The 23,525-nt window shown below is 70.6% G+C and carries 24 protein-coding genes; 10 read left to right on the plus strand and 14 right to left on the minus strand.

Translation table 11 applies throughout. The annotated features are described in order from the left end of the window. Positions 1-19: 19 nt before the first annotated feature. From ACYVDG_RS18515 to ACYVDG_RS18530, 4 genes are all read right to left on the minus strand, one after another. Entirely contained in the window at positions 20-580 is a 561-nt protein-coding gene (locus tag ACYVDG_RS18515) for a YbjN domain-containing protein (RefSeq protein ID WP_460754181.1), read from the minus strand. Beyond that, the gene (gene mshA / locus ACYVDG_RS18520; RefSeq protein WP_460754184.1) at positions 577-1,875 is read right to left on the minus strand and encodes a D-inositol-3-phosphate glycosyltransferase; all 1,299 of its coding nucleotides are present in this window, start codon (positions 1,873-1,875) and stop codon (positions 577-579) included. Before mshA ends, ACYVDG_RS18515 begins: the two co-directional genes overlap by 4 nt. A gap of 109 nt (positions 1,876-1,984) precedes the next feature. Further along, positions 1,985-2,977, minus strand: a complete 993-nt coding sequence (locus tag ACYVDG_RS18525; RefSeq protein WP_460754188.1) for an alpha/beta hydrolase — start codon at positions 2,975-2,977, stop codon at positions 1,985-1,987. Between the two features lie 191 nt (positions 2,978-3,168). Continuing rightward, positions 3,169-4,140, minus strand: coding sequence for a YbgA family protein (locus ACYVDG_RS18530; RefSeq protein WP_460754191.1), 972 nt, complete (start codon positions 4,138-4,140; stop codon positions 3,169-3,171). Between the two features lie 83 nt (positions 4,141-4,223). Here ACYVDG_RS18530 and ACYVDG_RS18535 point away from each other — a divergent pair, with 83 nt between their 5' ends. Then, positions 4,224-5,531 carry a cryptochrome/photolyase family protein gene (locus ACYVDG_RS18535; protein ID WP_460754194.1) on the plus strand — a complete coding sequence of 436 codons (1,308 nt, stop codon included), beginning with the start codon at positions 4,224-4,226 and terminating at the stop codon, positions 5,529-5,531. A 230-nt stretch (positions 5,532-5,761) separates the two neighbouring features. Here ACYVDG_RS18535 and ACYVDG_RS18540 read toward each other — a convergent pair whose 3' ends face one another. Beyond that, positions 5,762-6,199 carry a hypothetical protein gene (locus tag ACYVDG_RS18540; RefSeq protein ID WP_460754198.1) on the minus strand — a complete coding sequence of 146 codons (438 nt, stop codon included), beginning with the start codon at positions 6,197-6,199 and terminating at the stop codon, positions 5,762-5,764. Positions 6,200-6,279: 80 nt separating this feature from the next. Further along, positions 6,280-6,792 carry an O-acetyl-ADP-ribose deacetylase gene (locus ACYVDG_RS18545; protein WP_460754311.1) on the minus strand — a complete coding sequence of 171 codons (513 nt, stop codon included), beginning with the start codon at positions 6,790-6,792 and terminating at the stop codon, positions 6,280-6,282. Positions 6,793-7,012: 220 nt separating this feature from the next. On the opposite strand from ACYVDG_RS18545, the gene ACYVDG_RS18550 reads away from it, so the two are divergent. The 3 genes from ACYVDG_RS18550 (at position 7,013) to ACYVDG_RS18560 (ending at position 8,793) form a co-directional block, all read left to right on the plus strand. Next, positions 7,013-7,375, plus strand: coding sequence for a BlaI/MecI/CopY family transcriptional regulator (locus ACYVDG_RS18550; protein ID WP_460754203.1), 363 nt, complete (start codon positions 7,013-7,015; stop codon positions 7,373-7,375). 5 nt (positions 7,376-7,380) lie between these two features. Continuing rightward, entirely contained in the window at positions 7,381-8,325 is a 945-nt protein-coding gene (locus ACYVDG_RS18555) for a M56 family metallopeptidase (RefSeq protein WP_460754206.1), read from the plus strand. Positions 8,326-8,499: 174 nt separating this feature from the next. Beyond that, positions 8,500-8,793, plus strand: coding sequence for a DUF2516 family protein (locus tag ACYVDG_RS18560; RefSeq protein ID WP_460754211.1), 294 nt, complete (start codon positions 8,500-8,502; stop codon positions 8,791-8,793). Here ACYVDG_RS18560 and ACYVDG_RS18565 read toward each other — a convergent pair. From ACYVDG_RS18565 to ACYVDG_RS18585, 5 genes are all read right to left on the minus strand, one after another. After that, positions 8,781-9,419: a TetR family transcriptional regulator gene (locus ACYVDG_RS18565; RefSeq protein WP_460754215.1), complete on the minus strand. Its 639-nt coding sequence runs from the start codon at positions 9,417-9,419 to the stop codon at positions 8,781-8,783. The genes ACYVDG_RS18560 and ACYVDG_RS18565 overlap by 13 nt on opposite strands. Further along, positions 9,382-9,945, minus strand: coding sequence for a hypothetical protein (locus ACYVDG_RS18570; protein ID WP_460754219.1), 564 nt, complete (start codon positions 9,943-9,945; stop codon positions 9,382-9,384). Before ACYVDG_RS18570 ends, ACYVDG_RS18565 begins: the two co-directional genes overlap by 38 nt. Before the next feature lie 226 nt (positions 9,946-10,171). Next, entirely contained in the window at positions 10,172-12,607 is a 2,436-nt protein-coding gene (locus tag ACYVDG_RS18575; RefSeq protein ID WP_460754223.1) for a hypothetical protein, read from the minus strand. Positions 12,608-12,754: 147 nt separating this feature from the next. Further along, a complete protein-coding gene (locus tag ACYVDG_RS18580) occupies positions 12,755-13,774 on the minus strand; it encodes a neutral zinc metallopeptidase (protein WP_460754227.1) in 1,020 nt (339 codons plus the stop codon). After that, positions 13,771-14,655 carry a neutral zinc metallopeptidase gene (locus ACYVDG_RS18585; RefSeq protein ID WP_460754233.1) on the minus strand — a complete coding sequence of 295 codons (885 nt, stop codon included), beginning with the start codon at positions 14,653-14,655 and terminating at the stop codon, positions 13,771-13,773. The genes ACYVDG_RS18580 and ACYVDG_RS18585 overlap by 4 nt, the downstream gene beginning before the upstream one ends. 186 nt (positions 14,656-14,841) lie before the next feature. Between ACYVDG_RS18585 and ACYVDG_RS18590 the strand changes: the two genes are divergently transcribed. Beyond that, the gene (locus ACYVDG_RS18590) at positions 14,842-16,686 is read left to right on the plus strand and encodes a DUF2207 family protein (RefSeq protein WP_460754238.1); all 1,845 of its coding nucleotides are present in this window, start codon (positions 14,842-14,844) and stop codon (positions 16,684-16,686) included. 30 nt (positions 16,687-16,716) lie between these two features. After that, a complete protein-coding gene (gene dtd, locus ACYVDG_RS18595) occupies positions 16,717-17,142 on the plus strand; it encodes a D-aminoacyl-tRNA deacylase (protein WP_460754241.1) in 426 nt (141 codons plus the stop codon). Positions 17,143-17,168: 26 nt separating this feature from the next. Here dtd and ACYVDG_RS18600 read toward each other — a convergent pair whose 3' ends face one another. Next, positions 17,169-17,810, minus strand: coding sequence for a pyridoxamine 5'-phosphate oxidase family protein (locus ACYVDG_RS18600; RefSeq protein WP_460754245.1), 642 nt, complete (start codon positions 17,808-17,810; stop codon positions 17,169-17,171). Positions 17,811-17,877: 67 nt separating this feature from the next. On the opposite strand from ACYVDG_RS18600, the gene pdxR reads away from it, so the two are divergent. Further along, positions 17,878-19,362, plus strand: coding sequence for a MocR-like pyridoxine biosynthesis transcription factor PdxR (gene pdxR / locus ACYVDG_RS18605; protein ID WP_460754251.1), 1,485 nt, complete (start codon positions 17,878-17,880; stop codon positions 19,360-19,362). A gap of 114 nt (positions 19,363-19,476) precedes the next feature. On the opposite strand, the gene ACYVDG_RS18610 is transcribed toward pdxR, so the two are convergent. Together ACYVDG_RS18610 and ACYVDG_RS18615 are read right to left on the minus strand one after the other, a co-directional pair. Continuing rightward, the gene (locus ACYVDG_RS18610; RefSeq protein WP_460754256.1) at positions 19,477-20,175 is read right to left on the minus strand and encodes a response regulator; all 699 of its coding nucleotides are present in this window, start codon (positions 20,173-20,175) and stop codon (positions 19,477-19,479) included. Beyond that, on the minus strand, positions 20,172-21,365 hold the full coding sequence (locus ACYVDG_RS18615; protein WP_460754259.1) for a sensor histidine kinase: 1,194 nt from the start codon (positions 21,363-21,365) through the stop codon (positions 20,172-20,174). Before ACYVDG_RS18615 ends, ACYVDG_RS18610 begins: the two co-directional genes overlap by 4 nt. A 124-nt stretch (positions 21,366-21,489) precedes the next feature. Here ACYVDG_RS18615 and phoU point away from each other — a divergent pair, with 124 nt between their 5' ends. The 3 genes from phoU to ispF all read left to right on the plus strand — a co-directional run bounded on the left by phoU (position 21,490) and on the right by ispF (position 23,525). Beyond that, positions 21,490-22,152: a phosphate signaling complex protein PhoU gene (gene phoU / locus ACYVDG_RS18620; RefSeq protein WP_460754262.1), complete on the plus strand. Its 663-nt coding sequence runs from the start codon at positions 21,490-21,492 to the stop codon at positions 22,150-22,152. 388 nt (positions 22,153-22,540) lie between these two features. Further along, complete coding sequence (locus tag ACYVDG_RS18625; protein ID WP_026122741.1) at positions 22,541-23,023, plus strand: CarD family transcriptional regulator; 483 nt, start codon at positions 22,541-22,543, stop codon at positions 23,021-23,023. A gap of 22 nt (positions 23,024-23,045) precedes the next feature. Next, complete coding sequence (gene ispF, locus ACYVDG_RS18630; RefSeq protein WP_460754265.1) at positions 23,046-23,525, plus strand: 2-C-methyl-D-erythritol 2,4-cyclodiphosphate synthase; 480 nt, start codon at positions 23,046-23,048, stop codon at positions 23,523-23,525.

Consider the following 23,525-nt stretch of genomic DNA (forward strand, 5'->3'; position numbering starts at 1 on the left):
CAAGCCTAGCCAGCCCGCCCTACTGGTCGTTCCCCGGCTCGGTCAGATGGGCGAAGGCCTTCAGGTTCCGGGTGTCGTGACCGCGGTCGACCCGCCACTTCCACTCCTTGCGGATGGCCGAGACGAATCCCAGTTCCAGAGCGGTGTTGAAGTTCTCGTCGGAGTAGGTGAGCACGCAGCCGAGCAGGCGGTCCACCTCATCGGGTGTGACGCCGCCCAACGGCAGCCTCCCTCGGAGGTACACGTCGCCGACCTCGTCCGAGGTGAAGGCCATCCCGTACATGTCGGCGCTGCACCGGGTCAGCCACTGGTAGAAGGCGGCGTGGTTCTCGTCCGGCTGGCGGCAGAAGAACGAGGTGAGGGTGAGGCTGTGCGGACCGGCCTCCAACCACACCAGGGTCTTGAGCTTGGCGGTACCGGGGATCGTGACCAGGAACGAACCCGTGCGCGGGCGCTCGACCTCCAGCCCGCTCTCCGCCAGGGCCTGGTCGATCGCCCTGATCGCGCTCTCGCGCACCGTCTCCGTCTCCGTCTCCGTCGCCACGTTCTCGCCTCTCGCCTCTCTTCGGGCCGCCGTCATCGGCAGGCGGCCAACTGCAGCTCTCGGGGGGTGATGGCGCCCCGGTACACGGCCAACAGCTCGTCCACGGTCCGCGACCACCCCAGGGTGGCCGCGTGCTGGGGCGCGGCTTCGGCCAGCTTGGCACGCCAGGCGGGTTCCGCGATCAGCCGGTGCAGTTCCGCCGCGTAGCGGCTCGGGTCGTGTCCGTCCACCAGGACCCCGGAGACGCCCCCGGAGACCGCAGTGGTCAGCCCGCCCACGCGCGCGGCCAGCACCGGGGTGCCGCAGGCCTGGGATTCCACGGCCACCAGCCCGAAGGATTCGGAGTAGGACGGCACCACGGTCACGGTTGCGGCCCGGTAGTAGTCGGCGAGGCGGCTCCGGTCCTGTGGCGGTTCGAGGCGCATCACGTCGGCCACGCCCAACGAGCGCGCGAGGTCCGTGAGCAGCCGCGGTTCCCGCTTCCCGCCGCCGGACAGGCCGCCGACGACACCGATCACCAGACGTGAGCGGAGCGAGGGGTCGCGTTCGAGGAGTTCGGCCGCGGCGCGGATGAGCACGTCCGGGGCCTTCAGCCGCTGGACCCGGCCGACGAACAGCAGCAGCTCGGCGTCGCGGGGCAGGCCGATCCGCTCCAGGGCCTCGGCACGGGACCCGGGGGTGAAGGTCTCCAGGTCGACCCCTGGCGGGATCGTGCTGATCTGGTCGCTCCGGGCGTCGTAGAAGTCGGTGAGCTGGCGCGCCTCGTCCGGGGTGTTGGCGATGAGCCGGTCGGCCTGCCGGACCAGCTGGTCCTCTCCCTTGACCCGGGCCTCCGGTTCGGGTGCGTCCCCTCCGGCGAGGGCGGCGTTCTTGACCCGGGCCATCGTGTGCATGGTCTGGACCATCGGTACGCCCCAGCGGCGGGCGGCCACCACCCCGGCCTTGCCGGACAGCCAGTAGTGGCCGTGCACGAGGTCGTAGTGGCCCGGTTCGCCCTGTGCCTCGGCGCGCAGCATCCCGAAGATGAACGGGCACAGGTGTTCGTCGAGGGTGTTCTTGTCCAGGTGCCCGTAGGGCCCCGCGGGGACGTGCCGAACGTTCACGCCCGGCGCGAGCTCGACCACCGGAGGGAGGTCGGGGCTGGTGGCCCGGGTGAACACGTCCACGGCCACTCCGCGCTCCGCCATGCGGCGGGCCACTTCGACCACGTACACGTTCATCCCGCCGGCGTCACCGGTGCCGGGTTGGTCGAGGGGGGAAGTGTGCAGGCTGACGGTCGCGATCCTCGAGGGGACCGCCGCCTGTTCGCCCAACGGTACGGGTCCGGACACCGGTGGTCCCTCCAGGTCGTGTGTGCAAGCCGTAGTCGTCAACAGCGACGAAGGTACACACTGTTCCCTACCGGACCGTCCGAGGGGGCGGGGATTGACCCGTTCGGGGTCAGGGTGTAGTAGCCCATCCTGACACGAGGAAGTCCACCGTCTCCGGGAAGGTGCGCGTCCAGGTGGCCAGATCGTGGCCGCCGCGCGGGCTGAGGGTGGTGACCGTCATACCGCGGTCGGTGAGCAGTGCGGAGAACCGTTCGGCCTCGCCGTGGATGCTGCCCTCCTGGAGCGGGGTGTGGTCCTCGCGCCCCTCGACCAGCATGAAGCTGAGATCGCGCACCTCCTCCGGCTCCAGAAGGCGGTCGGGGGAGTGGGGCGCGGTGTCCTCCCCGAAGACCCCGTGGGGGTCGTCCACGCGGAAGTAGCCCGCCCAACTGACGGCTTGGGAGTAGAGGTCGGGGTGGCGCAGGGCCAGTGCGGCGGCGCCGTAACCACCCATCGAGAAGCCGCCGATCGCCCGCAGCGACGCGGGGCGCGGGTGGTGGCCCTCCACCGCGGCCACGACCGTTTCGGTGACGAAACTCTCCAAGGCGAAGCTTCCGTCGTGGGCGTCGCCCCACTCCGTGGTGGAACCGCCGGGACCCTGCCCGTGCGGGGCGGCGATGACGAACTCGACCCCCGACCGGCACATCTGCCGGTCCAACATCTCTCCCAGGTCCGCGTCCATGAGGGTGCGGTGGGTGGAGGCGGAGCCGTGCAGCAGGTACAGGACGGGCAGGTCGGCGCTGTCGGGGCCGGGCGGGCGCCGAATCCACAGCGGGCGGCCCTCCTCGTGGGCTCCGGGCTCCGGCAGGTGGACGACCTCGTCGCTGCCGGGCTCGTCGCAGACGGCGACTTGGCCGGGATGGGGGATCGGTGCCGGTGTTGATTCGGCGTCCGGCGGGAAGTGGGCGTGCCCGGTGGCCAGCTCGGGCTCCGGAGGGGAGAGGTGGTGGCCGAACCGTTCCACCAGTGTGTCCTGGGGTGCGGTGGCCAGCGAGGCGGCGATCAGGGCCACGGCACAGGAAGCGAGGAGCACGGTGGCGCGGCGGGAGAAGGAGGCGAACACGTCGGAACCTCGAGGGTCGGGGGTAACCGGAGCTGCTCTGGGCGAGCGGACTGTAATTACCTACTGTAGTTGAACGTGTTCGCTGTGTGTGGAAGAAGCTACGACGTGCCCGGCGCCCGGGTGGTCGGGCTCCCGGGGCCTCGGGGCCCCGGGATCTCGGGATTCGGTGCTCCCGGGCATCGTCGTTGCGGTCAGACCGCCACGGGGTGCCGCAGCCGCAGCGGATCCGGATAGGGGTGCAGGAAGGTCTGGTTGGTTGCCCACTCCACGTTCTCCGCCGCGCAGTGGTGGCGCAGCAGGGCCACCGGGAGGCTGAGCGGGGCCTGCCCTTCCCGGTAGTCCTCGATCTCGGCCAGGAGGCCGTGCCTGCGGGTGTCGTCCAGCAGCGGGCTGATCATCCCGAAGGTGTGCTGGAGCACGTTGGCGTTTCTCCCCCGGCTCGCCTTGAGCGCGAGAGTGCGCTGGAAGGCCTCCGTGTAGGCGGCCGCCACCTCCTCGGTATCGCTGGCCCCGACCCGGGCCACGATCCGGCCGGTCTCCCGGTAGCCGTCGGGCGAATGCGCCATGAGCTGGAGTTTGTGCCGGGTGTGGAAGTCCACCAGGTCCCGCGGGCGCCACGCCGAGTCCAGCAGGGCGCGCAGCCGGGCGTGTGCGAAGACCCGCTCCACGAAGTGCTCGCGCAGCACCGAGTCGGACAGGCGGCCCTGCTCCTCCACGGGAAGGTACGGAAGCAGGGCGGTGAGCCGGGCGGCGAAGGCGCCGCGGCCGGTGCCGCGCAACCGGTCGCCGTGGTCGTCGAACACCGGTAGGGAGAACAGGCCGCAGCTCGGAGACTTGTTCTTGAGCACGTAGCCGTCCAGGCGGCGCAGTTCGGCGAGGTGCCGGTCGGCGACGTTGGCGAGGTCGTCGGAGTGGTCCGCGCCGTCCTTGCTGGAGATCACCCGGTCGGAGCCCTCGGAGTCCTGGAGCCGTAGGGTCGGCCGGGGCACGCCGAGTCCGATCTCGGCTTCCGGGCAGACCGGTAGCCAGTCCACGTGCCGGTCGAGTTCGTCGGTGAGGAACCTGTGGCGCGAGTGGCCCCCGTTGTAGCGGACGGGTGCGCCGAGGAGGCAACTGGAGACCCCGACAACGGGGCGGACGACTGGGCTCGGAGACGGGTTCATAACCGGGCCGTACCCAGCGTCGGTCAAGGTAACCACCAGGGATAACGGGCTGTAGTGTGCAAGCGACCCTTAGCGAAGGAGCGATGTTGGCCGCCCCCTCCATAGTCCTGTTCACCCAGGACCTGCGCCTGCACGACCACCCCGCACTCACCGCTGCCCTGGAGGGCCCCGGTCCCGTAGTGCCCCTGTTCGTCCTCGAACCCGCCCTGCTCCGCCGCGCGGCCCGCAACCGCCTCGCCTACCTCGCCGAAGCCCTCGCCGACCTCCGGTCCGGGCTCCGCGAACGCGGCGGCGACCTGGTCCTGCGCCGGGGTGACACCGCTACCCAGGTCCGTGCCCTGGCCGGGGAGACCGGGGCCGAAACGGTCCACTTGAGCTCGGGCGTCAGCGGGTTCGCGGCGCGGCGGCTGAAGAAGCTGTGCGCCACCGGGTTGGGCGTGCGGACCCACGCCGGGCTGACCGTCGTCCAGCCGGGGGCGGTCACACCTGTCAGCGGTGACCACTACAAGGTGTTCACGCCCTACTGGCGGGCCTGGGAAGCGGCGGAGTGGCGCGAGGTACTGCCCGAACCGGGGCGGGTGGCCCTGCCGGCAGGGATCGATCCCGGGCCGCTGACCGCACCCGAGGGCGGCGTGGGAGCCCTTTCCCCGGAGCGCGTGCGCGGCGGGTGGACTCGCGCACGCGAGCGCCTGCGCAACTGGCTCGACCTGGGCCTCGCCGACTACGCCGAACGACACGACGACCTCCCCGGCGCCGCCACGTCGGGGCTCTCAGCCGACCTGCGTTTCGGCTGCCTGTCGCCGCTGGAGCTGGCCCGGGCCGCGGGGAGCCTCCCGGGCGGCTCCGCGTACGTCCGGCAGCTCGCCTGGCGCGACTTCCACCACCAGGTGACCGCGGCCTTCCCGGAGATCAACACCCGCGACTACCGCCCCCGGGACCGGGAGTGGCGCGACGACCGGGACGCCCTCACCGCCTGGAAGGAGGGCCGTACCGGGGTGCCCGTGGTGGACGCGGGCATGCGGCAGCTCCTCCGCGAGGGCTTCATGCACAACCGCACGCGGATGATCACCGCGGCCTTCCTCACCAAGACACTGCTCGTGCACTGGAGGGAGGGCGCGGCGCACTTCGACGCGCACCTTACCGACGGCGACGTGGCCAACGACTACGGCAACTGGCAGTGGGTCGCCGGGACCGGGAACGACACCCGCCCCAACCGGGCCTTCAACCCGTCGCGGCAGGCCCGCCGCTTCGACCCCGGAGGCGAGTACGTGCGGCGGTACGTGCCCGAACTCGCCGACCTGTCCGGGGCACGGGCCCACACGCCGTGGCTGGAGGGGCCCGGCGAGGGTGTCGGGGGCTATCCGCCGCCGATCGCCGACCCCGGCCGCTGATGCGGTCGATCCGGGGCCGGGACGGTCAGGGCCGGTCCTTGCAGAGCCGGTCCGGCTGAATGCGAGACGGTTCGGTCCGGTCAGGCGTTGTAGTGACCGCAGTTGGGGCAGGTGCGGATCCCGGCGTTGAGGTACTCGCCGCACCTCTCGCACTGGCCGACGATGGGTTTGTCGTGCTTGGGGGACATAGCGGGGGTGGGGCGGGGGAGTGGGGAAACGGGCCTCAAGAGTCATCCTTCCGTCTCGGCGAGCCCGTCGATGATGTCGTCCAGGACGAGTGTGCGGTCCACGGTCGACATCAAGCGCAGTTCCCGGAGTGCGGGGACGGTGTCCACGCTGTCGCCCTCGGCTCCCGTCACCGTGCACACGCGCATGCAGTGCTGGGTCGGGGCCTGCCAGAAGTCTCGTTCATCGATGGGGGCGATGCGGTACACGGTCGCGGGGTACTGGGAGGGCCTGCTGGGGGAGTGCCACTGCTGTACGCGGGACAGGACGAAGCCAGTGATCAGTGAGTCGAAAACACCCTCCGACGCGAGGTCGGCCAGGGCGTCCTTGTCGCCTTCGGCACGGCAGGCGTCACACCCGGCGAGTTCCGCGCGCAGCAGCCAACGGGCGCGCGCGTGACTCACCTCTGGATTCTTGAGCTTGCTCGGATGCCGATGTCCCATACACCGGAGAGTACGACGCGCTGGATCCCGGTGACAGCCGGGGCTCGCGCACCGGGCCGGACCGCTGGCCGGGACTCCGGTCAGGCGCTGTCGAAAGCCCTCCGGAACGCGTACAGCGCGGTCTCGTCGAACAGCACAAGCTCCACCAGCGGCACTTTGGTCTCCGCGGTGCGCAGGGCCTCGGCGGCGATGCGCGCGGCGTCCTCCAGCGGCCACCGGTACACACCGGTGGAGATCGCGGGGAAGGCCACCGAAGTCGCACCCAGCTCGCTCGCGACCCGGAGCGACTCGGTGAAGCAGGAGGCCAGTACCCCCGAGCGGTCCTCTGACTCGCTGTACACCGGGCCCACGGTGTGGATCACCCAGCGGGCGGGCAGCTCTCCCGCCGTCGTCGCCACCGCCTGGCCCGCGGGCAGGCCGTCGCCGTAGCGCGAGGCGCGCAGTTCCCGGCACTCCGCCAGGATCGCCTCGCCGCCCTTGCGGTGGATGGCGCCGTCGACCCCTCCGCCGCCCAGCAGTGAGCTGTTGGCCGCGTTGACGACCGCGTCCACGTGCTGTTCGGTGATGTCCCCCCGAGACAGGTGGATCCGCATCAGGACAGTCATGGTCCTCTCCAAAGGCGTCACCGGCACAGGTGTCACCGGCCCCCTACCCGGGGCGCGGGACATGCATCACTCCGGCTTGACACGGTTCGTTGGAACACCCGCGAACCGGACCCTTGCCCCGGGGTCTGAACACCCTTGCTTACCGGCAATCCAGACTTAACCCGGGGGTGGGAGAGGGGGTACTACCGACCGTCGTAGACTTACGTACATGAATCGGCTTGGCGAACTCGAACGCGCGGTGATGGATGTACTGTGGGCACGCAACGAACCCATGACGGTTCGCGAGGTCGGCAAAGCACTCGCCGAGCGGGACCTGGCACACACGACCGTCATGACCGTGCTCGACCGGCTCGCCAAGAAGAAGGTCGTCGACCGGGTACGTGAGGGTCGTGCGTGGCGGTACAGCCCGGCAGCGAGCCGGGAAAGCTACGTTTCCGAGATGATGTTCGACGCACTCGGGCAGACGGTGGACCGTGACGCGGCCCTGGCCGCCTTCGTCCAGTCCATGGACGGCCAGGAGGCTGAAGCGCTCCGGCGCGCACTCGCAGAAACCGAGCAGCCAAGGAACTAGTCCGTATGGTCAGTGCCGCCCTCCTCACACTCGTCGCGGTCAGCTGCCTCGTCGCAATGGAAGCCCTCCATCGGGCGAAGTGGCCCTCCCGCGGCCCGTACACGGCCGTCATCGCATGGCAGGCCCTCGGCCTGGCCTGGGGTGTTTCGACCATCGGCGCACTGGTGGCCTACGGCCTTTCCTCCTACGAGCTCGGAGCCGCGGGCGGACTGATGGCGGCCGCCACCGACCTGGTCACCGGCGAGTTCATCCTCGCCGAGTTCTCGCAGGGGATCGAAGGCATAAGCCATCTGGCCGCCGTCGCCCTCGCCCTGGTCCTGACCCTGGTGCTCTTCTCCGGTCTGGTCGCCTCCTTCGTCCAGGTGGTCCGGGTGCGGCGCCGCCACCACGACCTCCTCGAGCTCGTGGCCAGCGACCACCCCGACGTCCCGGGCGCCCGCGTGGTGGACCATCCCGCGGCAGCGGCGTACTGCCTGCCCGGGGTACTGCGCTCCCAGGTGGTCATCAGCGCCGGTGCGCTGGAGATGCTCGACAACCGTGAACTGGCCGCCGTGCTCGCCCACGAGCACGCGCACCTGCGACAGCGCCACGACCTGGTGCTGCTGCCGTTCTCCTCGCTGAAGCGGGCCTTCCCGCGCGTGCGGCTGGTACGGACCTACTACGAGAGCGTCGCGCTACTCATCGAGATGTGCGCCGACGACCAGGCCCGCCGCAAGAGCACCTCCCGTGAACTCGCGATGGCCCTGCTGCGCTTCGGGGCCGCGGGCCCCGCCCCGGTGCCCGCCGGCGCCATGGCCGCTGTCCGTCAGGCCGAGCCCGCCGTGATGCGCAGGGTCAACCGCCTCCTGCGCCCCGATGACGAACTCCCGTACCACGCGGGTGCAGTCATCATGGGTAGTTCGGCGTTCCTCCTGGCTACCGTCACCTGCCTCTGGCACATTCCGCTCTGACCTGCGAATCCGCGTACACGATCGCCCGCTCACACCCTCGGACACGCCGCGGCCACGGGCCAGCACTGTGAGACCAGCCTCCTCCGGGCACGATTGGCATGTCCTGTCCGTTTACCGTGGAGAGCGGGCGGAACCCCCGTTCGAACGCGCGTAGCACGGGAGTGTTGAGGCTTCATGGGATTGATCTGGCAGCTCATCTATCTGGTCACGTTCGTGGCGAGCCTGTACGCGTTCATCGAGGCCCTGCGCACCCCGGAGCAGGCCTTCGTGGTGATGGACAAGCAGACCAAGCAGCTGTGGTTGATCCTCACCGGCGTCGCTTCGGCGGTCTCACTCCTGGCGGTGTTCTCCGGGCAGGGCATGTTCGTCATCCTGAGCCTGGTCGCCACGCTCATCTTCCTGCTGGACGTCCGGCCCGCCATCAAGGGCATCAGCGGAAACCAGAACAACGGTCCCTACGGGCCCTGACGGAGGTCCCGTCCGTGAGGTGCGGCCGCGTCGGAGCGTAGCCCGGACAGGCACACGTCGACGAGCGGGTCGGCGAGTTCGGCCAGCCGGACGGCGGGGTCCATCAGCCACTGGACGAGGCAGCCCTCGATCGCGCCGACCACCACCGTGGCCTCGGGCTCTCCGACCCCGGGGCGCAGGTCTCCCTCCTCGGCGGCCCGCCTGAGCAGTTCGGCCACGGCGGCCCGGTACTCGCGGTAGACCGAGGCCATGTCCAGCGGTGTCCTGACGTCCGTGTGGCGGCCCGCCGCCCACAGGTCGACCATGACCCGGGTGAGGTCGGGCTCGTCGGCGAGCATCGCCACGGCCGACCGGACCAGCCTGCCGAGCCGCTCCAGGGCGGGCTCCTCCTCCGCCCGTGCCCGCTCCAGCACGGTGGCCGAGCGCGCGGCGAGCCGTTCGAACGCCCCGCTCAGCACCGCCTCCCGGCTGTCGAAGGAGAGGTAGACGCTGCCCTTGGCGACGCCCGCCTCGGCGGCGACGTCCTCGATCCGGCTCGCGGCGAACCCCTGCCGGGCGAACACGCGCACGGCGGCGGACAGGATGTCCTCACGCCGCGCCGACCTGTCGATCCTCTTCGGTGCCATGGTCCGCCTCCCCCGCAGTCCGCTGTTCCGCTCCGGGGAGCATATGGCCGATCAGCAGCTTGACGAGCATGACCGGGGCCAACCACACCAGCGCCCCGGGAACGGGGAGCAGAACGAGCGCGGCGGCCGAGCCGGTCACGGTGGCGCCGAGCGCCACGGGAGCCCGCAGCGTGCTCGGGGTGAGGCCGACGGCGACCGCCCCGGTCAGGGCCAGAAGGTAGAGGGCGGCCGCCGTCCACCAGCCCAGGCCGGGAACGAACAGGGCCAGCACGAACGGCTGGACGTGGGCGGCCACGAACAGCAGGCGGTGGCGGAGCGTACGGCCCGGTCCGTGGTACCGGCGTTTGCTGGCAGCGGTGGCTGTCGCGGCGGCGCCGCCGAAGAAGTCGAAGGCGACGAGGCCGACCACCGCGGTCGCGGTCCAGGGCAGCCCGGCGCTCAGGCAGGCTCCGACGGCGATGAGGGTGCCGACCAGCGCGCTGGCCAGGGTTGCGGTGACCTCCCAGGGGGAGGGGTCCGGGCCCACTAAGCCCGCAGTGGTCCACCGCCAAGCGCGGGCGAGAGGACCGGTGGACGGGGGAGTGAGGGACGGCGCGGTTGTCACGGTGTCTCCGATCTTATTATGACTGACTGGTCAGTCATAATAAACGACGTTGGATCGGCGGGAAAGTGGGCGGCCCGAACCCAACCCCCCGCCTCCGCGGGCGGCCAGCCCCCTCGTCGGCGGCCTGCGGGTCGGGCCGCCCGAACCCTTACGGAGGTCCGCTTGGCCGACGGGTGTTCGGGTCTCCCTTCCCGCCCAGCGACGTGGCGTCCGGTGGGAGCACGCTCCAGAGCGACTCCGCGTAGGCGGGATCGCTGGTGTAGTACGAGTGGCCGAGGATCTCCGGACGCCTCGCCTCCCCCGGTGGCGCGTCGTAGGAACGCGGGTCGGGTACCGGACCGGCCTGCTCGACGTACTCCTCTCCGCGGCCCTCGGGCCCCAGGCGGCGGACGGGCCCGGCGATGGCGTCGGTGACCCGCCACAGGTTGCGCCAGGAGTGCACCCGGCCCGCGAGGTCCGCGAAGGACGCCGGGCCGAAGTAGGCCGGGAAGTAGCGGGCGTACAGCCGGTCCAGCGGAGACCCGTGGGTGACCAGGGAGACCCGGTCCAGGCTCTCCTCCGGCAGCTGCCACACCGTCGCCGCGGCCAGGACCGAGCCCTGGGAGTGCCCCGAGAGCACCACGCCGGTGCCCTCACGGGCCATCCGGGCCACCCGGGCGGTCAGCTGGGGGACCGCCCGCTCGGCGTAGGAGGGCGGCGCCAGCGGGTGCGCGACCCTGGGCCAGAACGTGCCCACGTCCCAGACCGCACCGACGGCCTGGCGGGTCGGCCGGTCGCGGTAGGCGCTGCGCCCGATCCAGGCCAGACCGGCCAGGGCGGCCCCGCCGAGGATCGAACCGATACCGACCATCGCGGTCAGGGTCTCCTGCGCCAGCCCGCGTACCTCGCTCGCCACCGCGGCGGGAGCGTCCGCCGGACCGGCCACCAGGTTGCCGGTGAAGATGGAGTACAGGGCGAGCCCCACGAGCGGCACCACCGGGAGGAGCAGCGCGGCCAGGATCGCGGGCAGCACCTCGGTCAGCTGCCCGACCGCCCTGGCCCTGGCGATGGCCCACGTACGGCGGTCGCGCACGCTGCGCTCGTACAGCGAGGTCACCTCGGGCAGCTGGTCCCGTACCCGGCCGCGCAGGCCCACCGCCAGGATCCCCGCCACGACCAGCACGATCACCGCCTCGAAGGTGAAGGCCAGCTGCAGCCAGGAGTAGGCGGTGGGCGGGGACAGGTCCAGGCAGTCCGCCTCGGGGGCGTTCATCGAGCCGCAGCCGCTCAGCCACAGCGATCCCTGGTAGACGAGCGCAGCCGAGAATCCACCGCCCAGGAGGGTTCCGAGGGCTGCCGTCGACGGCCCCGCGAGCCCTCGCATCGGGGTCCGGGTATGCGGGCGGTCGACCGCGAACAGGACCAGCGCGGACACCAGCAGGAGCAGCACGAGCGCGCCTTGGGTGGCGAAGAGCGTGTTCAGCATGGTGCCGCTACCGGGCAGCCGCCCTTCGGCCACCCACTCGGGGCGCGGCCACACCGTGTACACGGCCACGGCGGCGACCAGGACCAGCGTGGTGTCGCGCAGGATGCGGCAGAACCGGTCCGCCCGGGCGTTCCACCGCGGGTCCATCCCCGGGACCAGGACGCTGGCGGTACTGGCCAGCGCCACCGTCCCGAGCAGGACGGCCAGGACCGTGCCGGGCATCCAGAGCCCGAACCCGGTGAGCGGGCCGTCCCGTCGGGCGAGGTCGTACAGGAGCGGCGGCAGCACCATCAGCGCCGCGATCGTGCCGAGGGCGATCGCGATGTGGGCCGACCGCAGCCGCGCCATGATCTCGCTGTTGCGCCAGAAGTCGGGGTGGCTCAGCGGGGCGTCCTCGGAGTACTCCGGCGGGACCGTCTCGGTCGACACCTCGTAGTCGGCGGCGGTACGCCGGGACAACCGCCAGAGCACCACGACGACGGCGGCCGGTACCGCCGCGCCCACCAGCAGCCCCCAGCCCGGTACGGACAGCGGGGAGGACGTGGAGGCCAGGAACGCCAGCCACGGGCGGGCCTGGACGCACTCCTCACCCTGGCCGCCGCACTGCCACGCGACCAGGTCCATCCCCACGCCGGCGGCGGCCAGGGTGATGAGCATGGTCAGCGACAGGGCCAGCAGCCGTACCCCGGCCCCGTAACCGATGTTCGCCGCACGGCGGATCCCCGTCTGCTCCGGGTCCATCCGGCCCGGGCGCATCCAGTACGCCACGTTGATCATCATGAACGGCAGCAACAGCAGCCAGAAGGCCCGCGAAGCGCTCCCCGAGGTCAGGTTGCCCCAGGCGAAGATCTCCCTGCGTACCCCGGGGACGGTCTTGGTGTCGGGTTCCCGGCGCCACCGGAAGAAGCCCGCCATCCGGTCACCGCCCACGCGCATGGCGGGTTCCGCGTCCAGGAGCTCCTCCGCCTGACCGCCGCTGACCCCGTGCACGCGGAGCTCGACGCAGTTGAGGTCCTGGGAGGGAGGGGGTTCCGCGGGCGCTGGGCCGGAGAGGGTCCGGGGAGCGGGGGCGTGGCTGGTGGGCTCGTGCGAGCCGGGGGGTTCAGCTGTGTCCGGCATGTCAGCATCCTGCCACGCGGAGTGCTGGCGAAACACCGCCCGTCCCCAACCTGTGGACAACTCCGGTGGCTGTGGCGGCGCTGGCCGACTGCGGCCCCGTGCCTCTCGGAACCGCGGCCCCGGGCCACTGTTTACTACGGCCCCGATCTACTCGATCAGACTCTCGTCGTCGAGGTCCCAGGTGTTGCAGGCGCCCGGAGACTGCTCGTCCCACCCGGTCTGCGTCCACGACTCACTGTTCTCCGAGGACCCGTGGGTGCGCTCCTCGTCGGGGGCGCCCTCGCGGTCGGCCGTCGCGGAAGCGTCGTCGAGCAGGGCGGTCAGGTCGCTGTCGGACAGCGGATAGCTGACCTGGATCGCCCCCAGGAAGGCCCCCGCCAGGCAGTTGGCCTGGAGTTCGCTCTGCCGGGTCCACGTGTTGCGGCCCGCGTGGTCGTCCTCCAGCTGCCGCTGCTCGTGGTAGTACTCCAGCAGGCCCGATTCCCCCTGTACGTGGTGGCCGTACTCGTGGGCCAGCAGCGATGCGTAGACCACGCTCTCCGTGGCGCCGTTCCACTTGTCCACCACATCGGAGTTACCGATGTAGATGGTTTCGCTCGCCCGGCAGTAGAACGCGCCGGCGGGGGAGGGGTACGGGCGGCAGGGGCTGACCCCCGGTTCGTCCCAGAACTCCCGGTCCGGCGGTTCGAAGGGGATCCCGGCCCGGTCGAACTGCGTCTGCCAAGCGCCGTCCAAGCAGTCGGCGACGGCGTTCAGGAACGCTTCCATGGAAGCCGGCTCGTCCACGTCCAGCTCGGGAACGGGGCACGGCAGCGGGCTCAGCCTGCCGGTCTCGTACAGCGGATTCGAGACCAGGGCGGCCTGTCCGCTGGGCCGGTCGGGCACTGTGCCCGGTGAGTTCAGCTGTCCGGTGGGGGCGTCCGCGACGGACGACTCCTGTCCGGGCTTTTCGTCGCTGGGGCTCCCGGCTCCGGAGCGCTCGGAGGCGGGGTCCGTGCCGGATCCCTCTTCGCTGACGGTGGTCCAGGACAGCAGGGACAGCGCCAGCAGGGCCACCAGGAGGCCGCACACCGCGCTGAACACCCGACGGTTGGCCCGGTGGGTCCGGCGCGCGTGCGCCAGGCGTGAGGGATCGTCAGGACCACCGAAGCCTAGGTCTGCGCTCACCGCACCAGCTCCTCGTCGGCTTTCCAGGTGTTGCAGGCGGCCGGGTCCACACGGTCCACGCCGTGCGCGGTCCACAGGCGACCGTTCGCCACTGACCCGTGGGTGTTCGTCCCCACATGGTCGGAGCGGCGCCCGACGTCGTCGAGGATATTCTCATGCTCGGATTCGCCGTAACCGAGGGACTCTTCTGAGGCACCCACGAACACCCCGCCCAGGCAGTCGGCCTGGAGCTCGTTGCGGCGGGTCAGCTCGTCCGAGGTCTCGTCGTCGGCGTCGGCGCGCAGGGCGTGGAACTCGGCGAGGATCCGCGACTGCCCCTGCACGTGGTGGCCGTACTCGTGGCTGAGCAGGAACGTGTACGCCTCGGGTTTCTCACTGCCGGCGGATGCCGCCACGACGTCCTCCACCCCCAGGTACAGCCCCTCGTTGGCCTCGCAGTAGAACGCCGCGGTGCCCTCGGTGGGGAAGGGCCCGCACGGGCTGTTGCCTTCGTTGTTCCAGTACACGCGGTTGGGAGAGGAGAACGGGATCCCCGCAGCATCGAAGTGCTCCGCCCAGGCCTCGTCCAGGCAGTCGGCGATCGCGTGCACGAACGCCTCCACCGACTCCGGGTCCTCGTGGTCCATGTCCGGCGGGGTACAGGTCACCTCGCCCAGTTCACCGACCGTGTACAGCGGGTTCTCGCCGAGCGGGTCCTCGACCGCATCGGAGTCCGCGGGGGAGGCTCCCGTGCCGTCGGACATCAGCTCGGTGGCGTCCGCGCCGAGCGGCTCGCCCCACGCGGGCTCGGCCTTCGGCAGCAGCGAGGTGACCGCCAGGAAACCGGTGAACCCGACCGCCGCCAGCCCCGTGCCCAGGCACAGGGACACGGCCAGGCCCATCCGCTGGAGTAAGCCGGGCTGTTCAGCCCACGACTCCGGGCCCGTCCCCGGTCGCCGACCCTTCACCACGAAGCCGCACCCCCGCCGGGAAGAAGGGTGTCATCGCTCACGGAACGCCGGTACACGGCGCCTTTGCGGGTGCCTGGTGGACACGGCCCGGGGGAGGACCGGATAGGATCTCGCGTCATGTGGTGGGTCGGCTCCTGGCGCCCGGCCGTTGCTCTCGCGACGGCCCTGGTCGTGTTCTCCTCGCTGGTCGCGGCGGCAGTCGTGGCGTGGCCACGAGGGGAGGCGCACGCGGCGACGGCATCCGCGCCGGCAACCACAGTACCGGGGGACGAACCGGCGGTCATCGCCCAAGCCGCGGCCTCGGATCCGCTCATCACCAACGACATCGGCCTCGAACTCGACCAGTTGGGCGTTCTGCACGGTGAGGAGAGCCTCCGCTTCGAGGGGGCGGCCCCGGAGACCTTCACCCGGGCCCTGACCGCGAGGATGCTCTACGACACCGACCACGACCGCGAGTTCGAGATCACCGGGGTATCGGCGGAGGACTCCGACGGCGCAGGCCTCGAGGTCGAGACCGAGGAGGTCAACGGGGTCCTGCTCGTCCACATCCCCACGGAGGGCACCCGCGGGGTGGAACTCTCCTACCGGGTCAGCGGCACCGTCAGTGAGGTCGCCCAAGGGGTCCAGCTGGAGTGGCGGGCCGTGGGCGCCTACAGCCACCCCGTCGAGACCACCGACGTCACCGTCGAGGCGCCCCTGCCGCCCGAGGCGCTCTCCTGCCTGGCCGGGGAGCCCCGCAGCGCCATGTACTGCACCGCCTCGGACATGGGCGGCGACGCGGCCGTAGCCCACTTCCTCCAGGCCGACATGGGGCCTGACGACCGCCTGGACATCGTCGTCAACTACCCCCCGGGCACCGCGGAGGGCGAACCGATCCTGAACCGCCGCTGGTCGCTTACCTCGGCCTTCGAGATCACCCCGGCCACCTCGAGCGTGTTCGGGCTCCTGCTGGTGGTCCTGGTGGGCGGCCTGGTGGCGCTGATCCGGATCCGCGGCCGCGACGAGCGGGCGCTGCGCAAGGAGGCCGCTGAGGGTGACCACGCACCCCTGGAGGCGGGTGAGCACGGACGCGTGCGCTTCGCCCCGCCCGACGACGTCCACCCCGGCCAGATCGGAACCCTGGTCGACGAACGCGTGGACATCGCCGACCTCACCGGAAGCGTCCTGGACCTGGCCGTGCGCGGTTACATCCGGGTGGAGGAACTCCCGCACGAGCACTTCACGTCGGTGGACTGGCGGCTGGTGCGCCTCGACGGCCCGCCGGGGGAGTCCCTGCTCCCCTCGGAGTGGCTTCTTCTGGACGCCCTCTTCGGTGAGCGGCGCACCGTACGCCTCTCCGAACTCGGCTCCGCCGGGCACTCCGAGGACTTCCCGGCCCGGCTCGACCGGGTCCGCGAAGAGCTGTACCGCGACATGGTCCGCCTCAAGTGGTTCTCCCGCTCGCCCAACCGGGAGCGCGGGGTCTGGACCACCGCGGGCATGGTGCTCACCGCGGCCGGCGTGGCCCTGACCGGTGTCCTCGCCGTGTACACCACGGCCGCCTTCACCGGTCTCGCGGTGATCATCGCCGGGGCCGCCGTCACCGCTGGCGCCCAGTACATGCCCGCCAAGACCAAGCTCGGCAGCTCCGTGTTCGCGCACACCATGGGTTTCCGCGACTACCTGCTCAGCCAGCGCGCCCAGAGCGCACCGCCCGGGCAGCGGGTGGAGCTGTACTCGCGCTACCTGCCCTACGCGGTGATCTTCGACGACGTGGACCGCTGGGCCAACATCCTGGCCGCCGCCGCGATCGCCGACCTCAGCCCCGAAGAGCTCGACGGCGACGGCCTGCACTGGTACACCGGCCCGCGGGAGTGGCGGATCGAGGACTTCGCGGACTCCATCAGCACGTTCGTGGTCACGCTCACCGGCCTGATCACCAACACCCGCCGCCTGCGCCTGCTCAACCAGCTGAAACGATAGAACCACAGGAGACGAAGGGGGAGTGAGCCCATGCGCGCGGTCGTTCAGCGGGTGTCACAGGCGTCGGTGACGGTGGACGGTGAAGTGGTCGGCGAGATCACCCGGCCGGGGCTGATGGCCCTCGTGGGCGCGACCCACACCGACACCGAGGCCGAGGCCCGCAAGGTCGCCAAGAAGCTGTGGACGCTGCGGATCCTGGAGGACGAGAAGTCGTGCTCCGACATCGACGCCCCACTCCTGGTGGTCAGCCAGTTCACCCTCTACGGGGACGCCCGCAAGGGCCGCCGCCCCACCTGGCAGGCGGCGGCGCCCGGCCCGGTCGCCGAACCCCTGGTGGACGCGGTCGTCAAGGAACTGCGCGAACAGGGCGCTGAGGTGGCCACGGGCGTGTTCGGGGCGCAGATGTCCGTCGGCCTCACCAACGAGGGCCCCTTCACCGTCATCGTCGAGGCCTGAGCCGACGGGCCTTCCGGGATCGGTTCCTACTGGCTGGTGACCCGCTTGAGGACGTGCTCGGGGGCGGGGAGGTCGTGGACCAGGGACGGGTCGGTGACCGGCGGGTCGAACACCTGGCGGACCGGCTGCACCCCCGCCCAGATGGGGGTGGCGTGGTCCTCCTCGTCGTCTTTCGGAGGTCCCGTGCGGACCTTCACCGAAGCCTCCTCCAGGGACAGCGCGAGCACGCGGGTGGCCGCCATCTCCTTGGTGTCCGGCGGCCGGACCACGTCCCACTGGCCCGGGGCGAGCTGCTCGGTGATCGCCCGCAGCCCGGCCGTACGCTCGGCCTCGTCCGTGACCAGGCGCGGGGTTCCGAAGACCATCGCGGACCGGTGGTTCATCGAGTGGTGCATGCCCGACCGCGCCAGGACGATCCCGTCCAGCAGCGTGACCGTCACACACACCTCGCCGTCCTCCCGCAGCGACCGCGCTCCGGTCGACCCGTGCAGGTAGAGGGTGTCACCGATCCGTCCGTACCCGGTGGGCATCACCCTGGGCGCCCCTTCCACGACCAGGCCCATGTGGCAGACCAGCCCCTCGTCGAGGAGCTCGTACAGCTCGGCCCGGTCGGTCCTGGCCTTGTGCTTGGCACGCTTGAGCCGCGTGCGTTCGGTGGTGGAGAGCATGCGTCTACCGTAGGGAGAAGTGGATACCTGGACCATGGCCACTTGTGGCAGGAAGTGAAAGACCACTTTGACCCGACGCCTCGCCGAACCCCCGGTCCGCCTGGACCGCTCCGACCCGACCCCGCTCACCACCCAGCTGTCCGACGCGCTGCGCGGGGCCATGGCCTCCGGCACGCTCCGCGCCGGCGAGCGCCTTCCCGCCAGCCGCGCCCTCGCAACCCAGCTCGGGGTGAGCCGCACCGTCGTCACCGACGCCTACCAGCAGCTCTACGCCGAAGGCTGGCTCGACGGCCGCCACGGCTCCGGCACTTTCGTCGCCGAGCACGAACCCCTACCGGACCGGTCGGCCGGACAGCCCGGACCGTTGAGCACACGGGACCCCGCACCCGTCCGCGACCGGCCCTCCCGAGAGGACCTCCGCCGCGACGGCGTGGTCAACCTCCTGCCCGGGGCACCTTGGGTCCACGACCACGACCGCGCCGCACTCCGGCGGGCCTGGCGGCACGCCGCCGAGCACCCGCCTTCCGACGACCCCGACCCGAGGGGCCTGCCCCGGCTGCGCGCCCTCCTCGCCGAGCACCTGCGCCGCACCCGCGGAGTCCGGGTCGGACCCGAGAACGTCCTGGTCACCCGGGGCACCGGCAACGGCCTCGACCTGGTCGGCGCCCTACTCGGTGCGGACCACCGCGGCGGCCACCGCGCCGGCGTGGAGGACCCCGGCTACGGAAAGGCCCGGACGATCCTGGCCGCACGGGGAGCGGGGATCGTTCCCTGCCCCGTCGACCACGACGGCATCCTCCTCGAAGGCCTGCCCGACGACCTGTCCGTCGTCTACACCACGCCCGCGCACCAGTACCCGCTCGGCGGCCGCCTGCCGCTGCCCCGCCGCGAACGTCTCCTGGCCTGGGCCCGCCGGACCGGCACCCTGGTGGTGGAGGACGACTACGACGCCGAGTTCCGCTACGACGTCGCACCCCTGCCCGCCCTGTACGGCCTCGACCCCGAACGGGTCGTCCTTCTTGGCACGCTCTCCAAGACCCTCGACCCTGACCTCGGTATCGGCTGGATCGTCGCGGAACCCGCACTGCTGAGCCGCCTGGCGCGAGTCCGCGCCGACCTGTCCGACCGCACCAGCGGCCCCGTCCAGACCGCCACCGCCCTCCTGCTCGAACGGGGGGACCTCGACCGGCACCTGCGCCGGATGCGCCTCGAGTACGCACGCCGCAGGGCCCTGCTCGTCGAGTACCTCGGGCACCGGCTCACCGGGGACACGGCCGGACTCCATGTGCTGCTGCCCCTGCCCGAGGCGGCGGTGGCCGCCGTCATCGCCGACGCGGCCGAGGAGGGGGTTCGTGTGGAGGACACCTCCCGCACCAGCTACGGGGCGCCGCGTGTGCACGGGCTGGTGATCGGCTACGGCTCCGCGGGCCGCAGGGAGCTGCGGCGCGCCTGCGAGGTGCTGGCTCGGGCGGTGGACCGGCACGCCGGGGCCCGGACCCGGCCGGGGCATGGGGAAGCGGGGTGGGCTGGGGAACCGGAGATGCCTGAGTAAGCAGGGGGAACGACGGCGTCCCGGGCGGTGGCGCTGCCACGACCCGGGACACGGGATTCGGATCTCGAAGGGAGAACCGGGTGCGGGAACCCGAAGGTGACGGTCCCGTGCCCCTCAGTCCACCTCGACGGTGACGGGCTCGAACTTGTAGCCCAGACCGCGCACCGTGACGATGTACCTGGGGTGGCTCGGGTCCTCTTCGATCTTCGCGCGCAGCCGCTTGACGTGCACGTCGAGGGTCTTGGTGTCACCGACGTAGTCGGCGCCCCACACCCGGTCGATGAGCTGCATCCGGGTGAGCACCCGCCCGGCGTTGCGCAGGAGCACCTCCAGCAGCTCGAACTCCTTCAGCGGCAGCTGCACGCTGTCGCTGCGCACCGTCACCACGTGCCGCTCCACGTCCATCCGGACGGGACCGGCCTCCAGCGCGGCGGGCAGCACCACCTCGTCCTCGCCCCGGCGGCGCAGCACCGCGCGGATGCGCGCCACCAGTTCACGTGAGGAGAACGGCTTGGTGACGTAGTCGTCGGCACCCAGCTCCAGACCGACGACCTTGTCGATCTCGGAGTCCTTGGCGGTCAGCATGATGACGGGGACATTGGTCTTCTGCCGCAGCGTCCGGCACACCTCGGTACCTGACAGGCCCGGCAGCATCAGGTCCAGCAGTACGAGGTCGGCGCCGGTCCGGTCGAAGGTCTCCAGAGCGACGGTCCCGGTGGGGGCCACCGCGACCTCGAAGCCCTCCTTGCGCAGCATGTACGACAGGGCGTCGCTGTAGGACTCCTCGTCCTCTACTACGAGTACACGCGTCACTGTGCCGTCTCCTGGTGGTTGTCGTTCCGGGAAGCGTCGAGCTCCCGGTCGTCGGGTCTGGGCAGACGCAGAGTGAACGTCGACCCGGACCCCTCCTTGCTCCACACGGTCACGTCTCCACGGTGGTGGGTCATGATGTGCTTAACGATGGCCAGGCCGAGTCCGGTACCACCGGTGGCCCGGCTCCGAGCGGCGTCCACACGGTAGAACCGCTCGAAGATCCTTTCCAGGTCCTGCTGCGGGATGCCGATCCCCTGGTCCGCGACGCTGACGTCCACGCTGGACCGGGAGACGCCAACGGACACCGCCACCCGCGTGTTCTTCGGACTGTAGGCGACGGCGTTGGCGATGAGGTTGCGCAGGGCGGTGCCGAGCATGGCCTCGTCCCCCATCACGACCAGCCCTTCGGCGCCGCTGCCCACCAGCTCGATCCCCTTGGCGTCGGCGGGCATGCGCACCGTGTCGATCGACTCCTCGACGATGGCGCCGAGGTCCACGGGGGCGGGTTCCGCGATGGGTTCGGCACCTTGGATGCGGGAGAGTGTGATGAGGTCTTGGATGACCGCGGTGAGCCGGGTCGCCTCGGTCTGCATGCGGTGGGTGAAGCGGCGCACTGCCTCGGGGTCGTCGCTGGCGTCCTGTACCGTCTCCGCCAACAGGGACAGCGCGCCCACCGGGGTCTTGAGTTCGTGCGAGATGTTGGCGACGAAGTCGCGTCGGACCGCCTCCACCCGGCGGTGCTCGGTCTGGTCCTCGGCGAGGACCAGGACCAGGCCGGTGCCGCCCAAGGGGGCTACCCGCACCGCGAAAGACGTCGCGTCGGGGCCGAACTTGCGGACGGCCACCTCGATGTCGGTCTCGCGGATCACCCCGTCGCGGCGGACCTTCCGGGCCAGAGCGAGGAGTTCACCGATGACCAGTTCCTCTCCGCGGACGATGCCGAAGGCCCGGGCGGCGGAGGACGCGCGCAGCACCCGGTCGCCGGAGTCGAGGACCACCGCCGAGGAGGGAAGCGCCGAGAGGACCTCGGCGATCCCGGGCGGAAGGGTGTTGCCGTCGTGCCGTGGTGCCGGCGGCACCTCCCGGGCGGTTCGCTTACGGAAGAGCGGACTGGCGACGGCGACGCCGATGACGACGCCCGTGACGAGTCCGATGATGCCGACTACTGCGGCGAGAAGTTCCCCTTGCACGATTCGATCGTAAACGTGCGGACCCGGCCTTTACCCGGTCAGGGCATCCGACACACCCGAGGTTCTTTCACCGTTCACCGACTCTTGGCCGAGTCTTCAAACCCAGACTGGGAGCATTGACGCCATGCGCGATACGTACCACGAAGACCTTGACAGCCTGAGCGAACGCCTCGTCGAGATGACGAGGCTCGCCAGGCACGCCATCGCGCGTGCCACTACGGCCCTCTTGGACAGCGACCTGACCGCCGCACAGGAGGTGATCTCGGGTGATGAGGAGATCAACCGACTCGACCAGGAGATCGAGGACGCCGCCTTCAGCCTGATGGCGCGGCAGCAGCCGGTCGCCTCCGACCTGCGGACCATCATCACGTCCCTCTACATGCGAGGCGACCTGGAGCGGATGGGCGACCACGCCGTCCACCTCGCCAAGATCGCCCGCCGTCGGCACCCGGACTCGGCGATCCCCAAGCCGGTCCGCTCGATCGTGCTGGAGATGGGGCACGAGGCCGAACTGCTGGTCACCAAGGCGGGCGAGGTCATCACCGAGCGGGACGCCGACACTGCCCTGGAACTGGACAAGGACGACGACAAGATGGACCGCCTGCGGCGCAAGCTGCTGCAGCGGATCCTCGCCCCGGGGTGGGAGCACGGGGTGGAGGCCACGATGGACGTGACCTTGGTGGGCCGGTTCTACGAGCGCTTCGGGGACCACGCGGTGCACGTCGCGGACAACCTGGTCTACATGGTCACCGGTGAGAAGAGCGAGGACTACGAACCGGAGGCGTGACACCTCAGCACTGGACGGGTGACGAGCTTGCCCGGGGAGTGCCCGAGGAGTGACGTCCGCGCACCGGATGAGTGACCGGTCCGGATGGTTGGGTCAGGTCCGGGTCAAGGCGATCCGAAATCGTGACCTAAATCGCTTTGGGGCCTCGCGGAGGGTGGCGAGGAGGGGGCGAACCCTACCCGAATCAGGGGTGGAGGGGAACGCGCTTCGGCTGGCCAGCGGGGGTAGCGGCGCCTTGAGTCCGCCTCGACCAGGTGCGCGCCACTCCTCGGGTACACTTTGTCAAGCCCCAAAAAGGCTGTCCTGACCTGCGTGTTCGCAAACCTAATAGGTACGTTAAGTCACAGATTCATGGTATCCTAGGGGTAGCGGAAGGGGTACCTGTCACATGGCTTTCAAGGTCGGCGACACTGTTGTCTACCCCCATCATGGGGCTGCTCGTATTGAAGCAATCGAGACTCGCACTATTAAGGGCGAGGACAGAACCTACCTCGTTCTGAGGGTTGACAAGGGCGATCTGACGGTGCGCGTGCCGGCTGAGAACGCCGAGGATGTCGGCGTTCGCGACGTGGTGGGGCAGGAAGGCCTGGACAAGGTCTTCGAGGTGCTTCGCGCACCGCACACCGAAGAGCCCACCAACTGGTCCAGGCGCTACAAGGCGAACCTGGAGAAGTTGGCCTCCGGCGACGTCAACAAGGTCGCCGAGGTGGTTCGCGACCTGTGGCGCCGGGACAAGGAGCGCGGTCTGTCGGCGGGCGAGAAGCGGATGCTCGCGAAGGCGCGCCAGATTCTCGTCAGCGAACTCGCACTGGCAGAAAAGACCAACGAGGACAAGGCCGAGGCCCTCCTCGACGAGGTTCTGACGAACTGATAGTCGCGGAATCACGTAATTCATGACGAAAATTCCTCGGGTGGGCGTCGGAACCGACGTCCACCCGTTTTCTCCTGGACGAACACTTTTTCTCGCCGGCTTGGAATGGCCGGGAGAAGACGGTGTCAGTGGCCATTCCGATGGTGACGTCGCGGCTCACGCCGCGTGCGACGCGCTGCTGTCCGCCTGCGGGCTCGGCGACCTCGGATCCAACTTCGGCACCTCCGATCCACGGTGGAAGGGCGCTTCGGGCGCCGCACTCCTCATCGAGACGGCCGCGCGCGTGCACGCGGCCGGTTTCGAGATCGGCAATGTGTCCGTCCAGATCATCAGCAACCGACCGAAGTTCGCCCCGAGGCGTGGCGAGGCGGAGAAGGCGCTCTCCGAGGTCCTAGGGGCCCCGGTAAGCGTTTCGGCGACCACCACCGACGGCCTCGGTCTCACCGGCCGGGGTGAGGGCATCGCGGCCGTGGCCACGGCGCTCTGCGCGCCCCGGGACTGA

The organism is Nocardiopsis oceani, from assembly GCF_054777395.1.

Excerpts from the sequence above, each read along its gene's own strand:
- ACYVDG_RS18515 (WP_460754181.1), bottom strand. The coding sequence starts at position 580 with ATGACGGCGGCCCGAAGAGAGGCGAGAGGCGAGAACGTGGCGACGGAG.
- ACYVDG_RS18530 (WP_460754191.1), bottom strand. The coding sequence starts at position 4,140 with ATGAACCCGTCTCCGAGCCCAGTCGTCCGCCCCGTTGTCGGGGTCTCC.
- ACYVDG_RS18535 (WP_460754194.1), top strand. The coding sequence starts at position 4,224 with ATGTTGGCCGCCCCCTCCATAGTCCTGTTCACCCAGGACCTGCGCCTG.
- ACYVDG_RS18540 (WP_460754198.1), bottom strand. The coding sequence starts at position 6,199 with ATGGGACATCGGCATCCGAGCAAGCTCAAGAATCCAGAGGTGAGTCAC.
- ACYVDG_RS18545 (WP_460754311.1), bottom strand. The coding sequence starts at position 6,792 with ATGCGGATCCACCTGTCTCGGGGGGACATCACCGAACAGCACGTGGAC.
- ACYVDG_RS18550 (WP_460754203.1), top strand. The coding sequence starts at position 7,013 with ATGAATCGGCTTGGCGAACTCGAACGCGCGGTGATGGATGTACTGTGG.
- ACYVDG_RS18555 (WP_460754206.1), top strand. The coding sequence starts at position 7,381 with ATGGTCAGTGCCGCCCTCCTCACACTCGTCGCGGTCAGCTGCCTCGTC.
- ACYVDG_RS18560 (WP_460754211.1), top strand. The coding sequence starts at position 8,500 with ATGGGATTGATCTGGCAGCTCATCTATCTGGTCACGTTCGTGGCGAGC.
- ACYVDG_RS18565 (WP_460754215.1), bottom strand. The coding sequence starts at position 9,419 with ATGGCACCGAAGAGGATCGACAGGTCGGCGCGGCGTGAGGACATCCTG.
- ACYVDG_RS18575 (WP_460754223.1), bottom strand. The coding sequence starts at position 12,607 with ATGCCGGACACAGCTGAACCCCCCGGCTCGCACGAGCCCACCAGCCAC.
- ACYVDG_RS18585 (WP_460754233.1), bottom strand. The coding sequence starts at position 14,655 with ATGGGCCTGGCCGTGTCCCTGTGCCTGGGCACGGGGCTGGCGGCGGTC.
- ACYVDG_RS18590 (WP_460754238.1), top strand. The coding sequence starts at position 14,842 with ATGTGGTGGGTCGGCTCCTGGCGCCCGGCCGTTGCTCTCGCGACGGCC.
- dtd (WP_460754241.1), top strand. The coding sequence starts at position 16,717 with ATGCGCGCGGTCGTTCAGCGGGTGTCACAGGCGTCGGTGACGGTGGAC.
- ACYVDG_RS18600 (WP_460754245.1), bottom strand. The coding sequence starts at position 17,810 with ATGCTCTCCACCACCGAACGCACGCGGCTCAAGCGTGCCAAGCACAAG.
- phoU (WP_460754262.1), top strand. The coding sequence starts at position 21,490 with ATGCGCGATACGTACCACGAAGACCTTGACAGCCTGAGCGAACGCCTC.
- ACYVDG_RS18625 (WP_026122741.1), top strand. The coding sequence starts at position 22,541 with ATGGCTTTCAAGGTCGGCGACACTGTTGTCTACCCCCATCATGGGGCT.
- ispF (WP_460754265.1), top strand. The coding sequence starts at position 23,046 with ATGACGAAAATTCCTCGGGTGGGCGTCGGAACCGACGTCCACCCGTTT.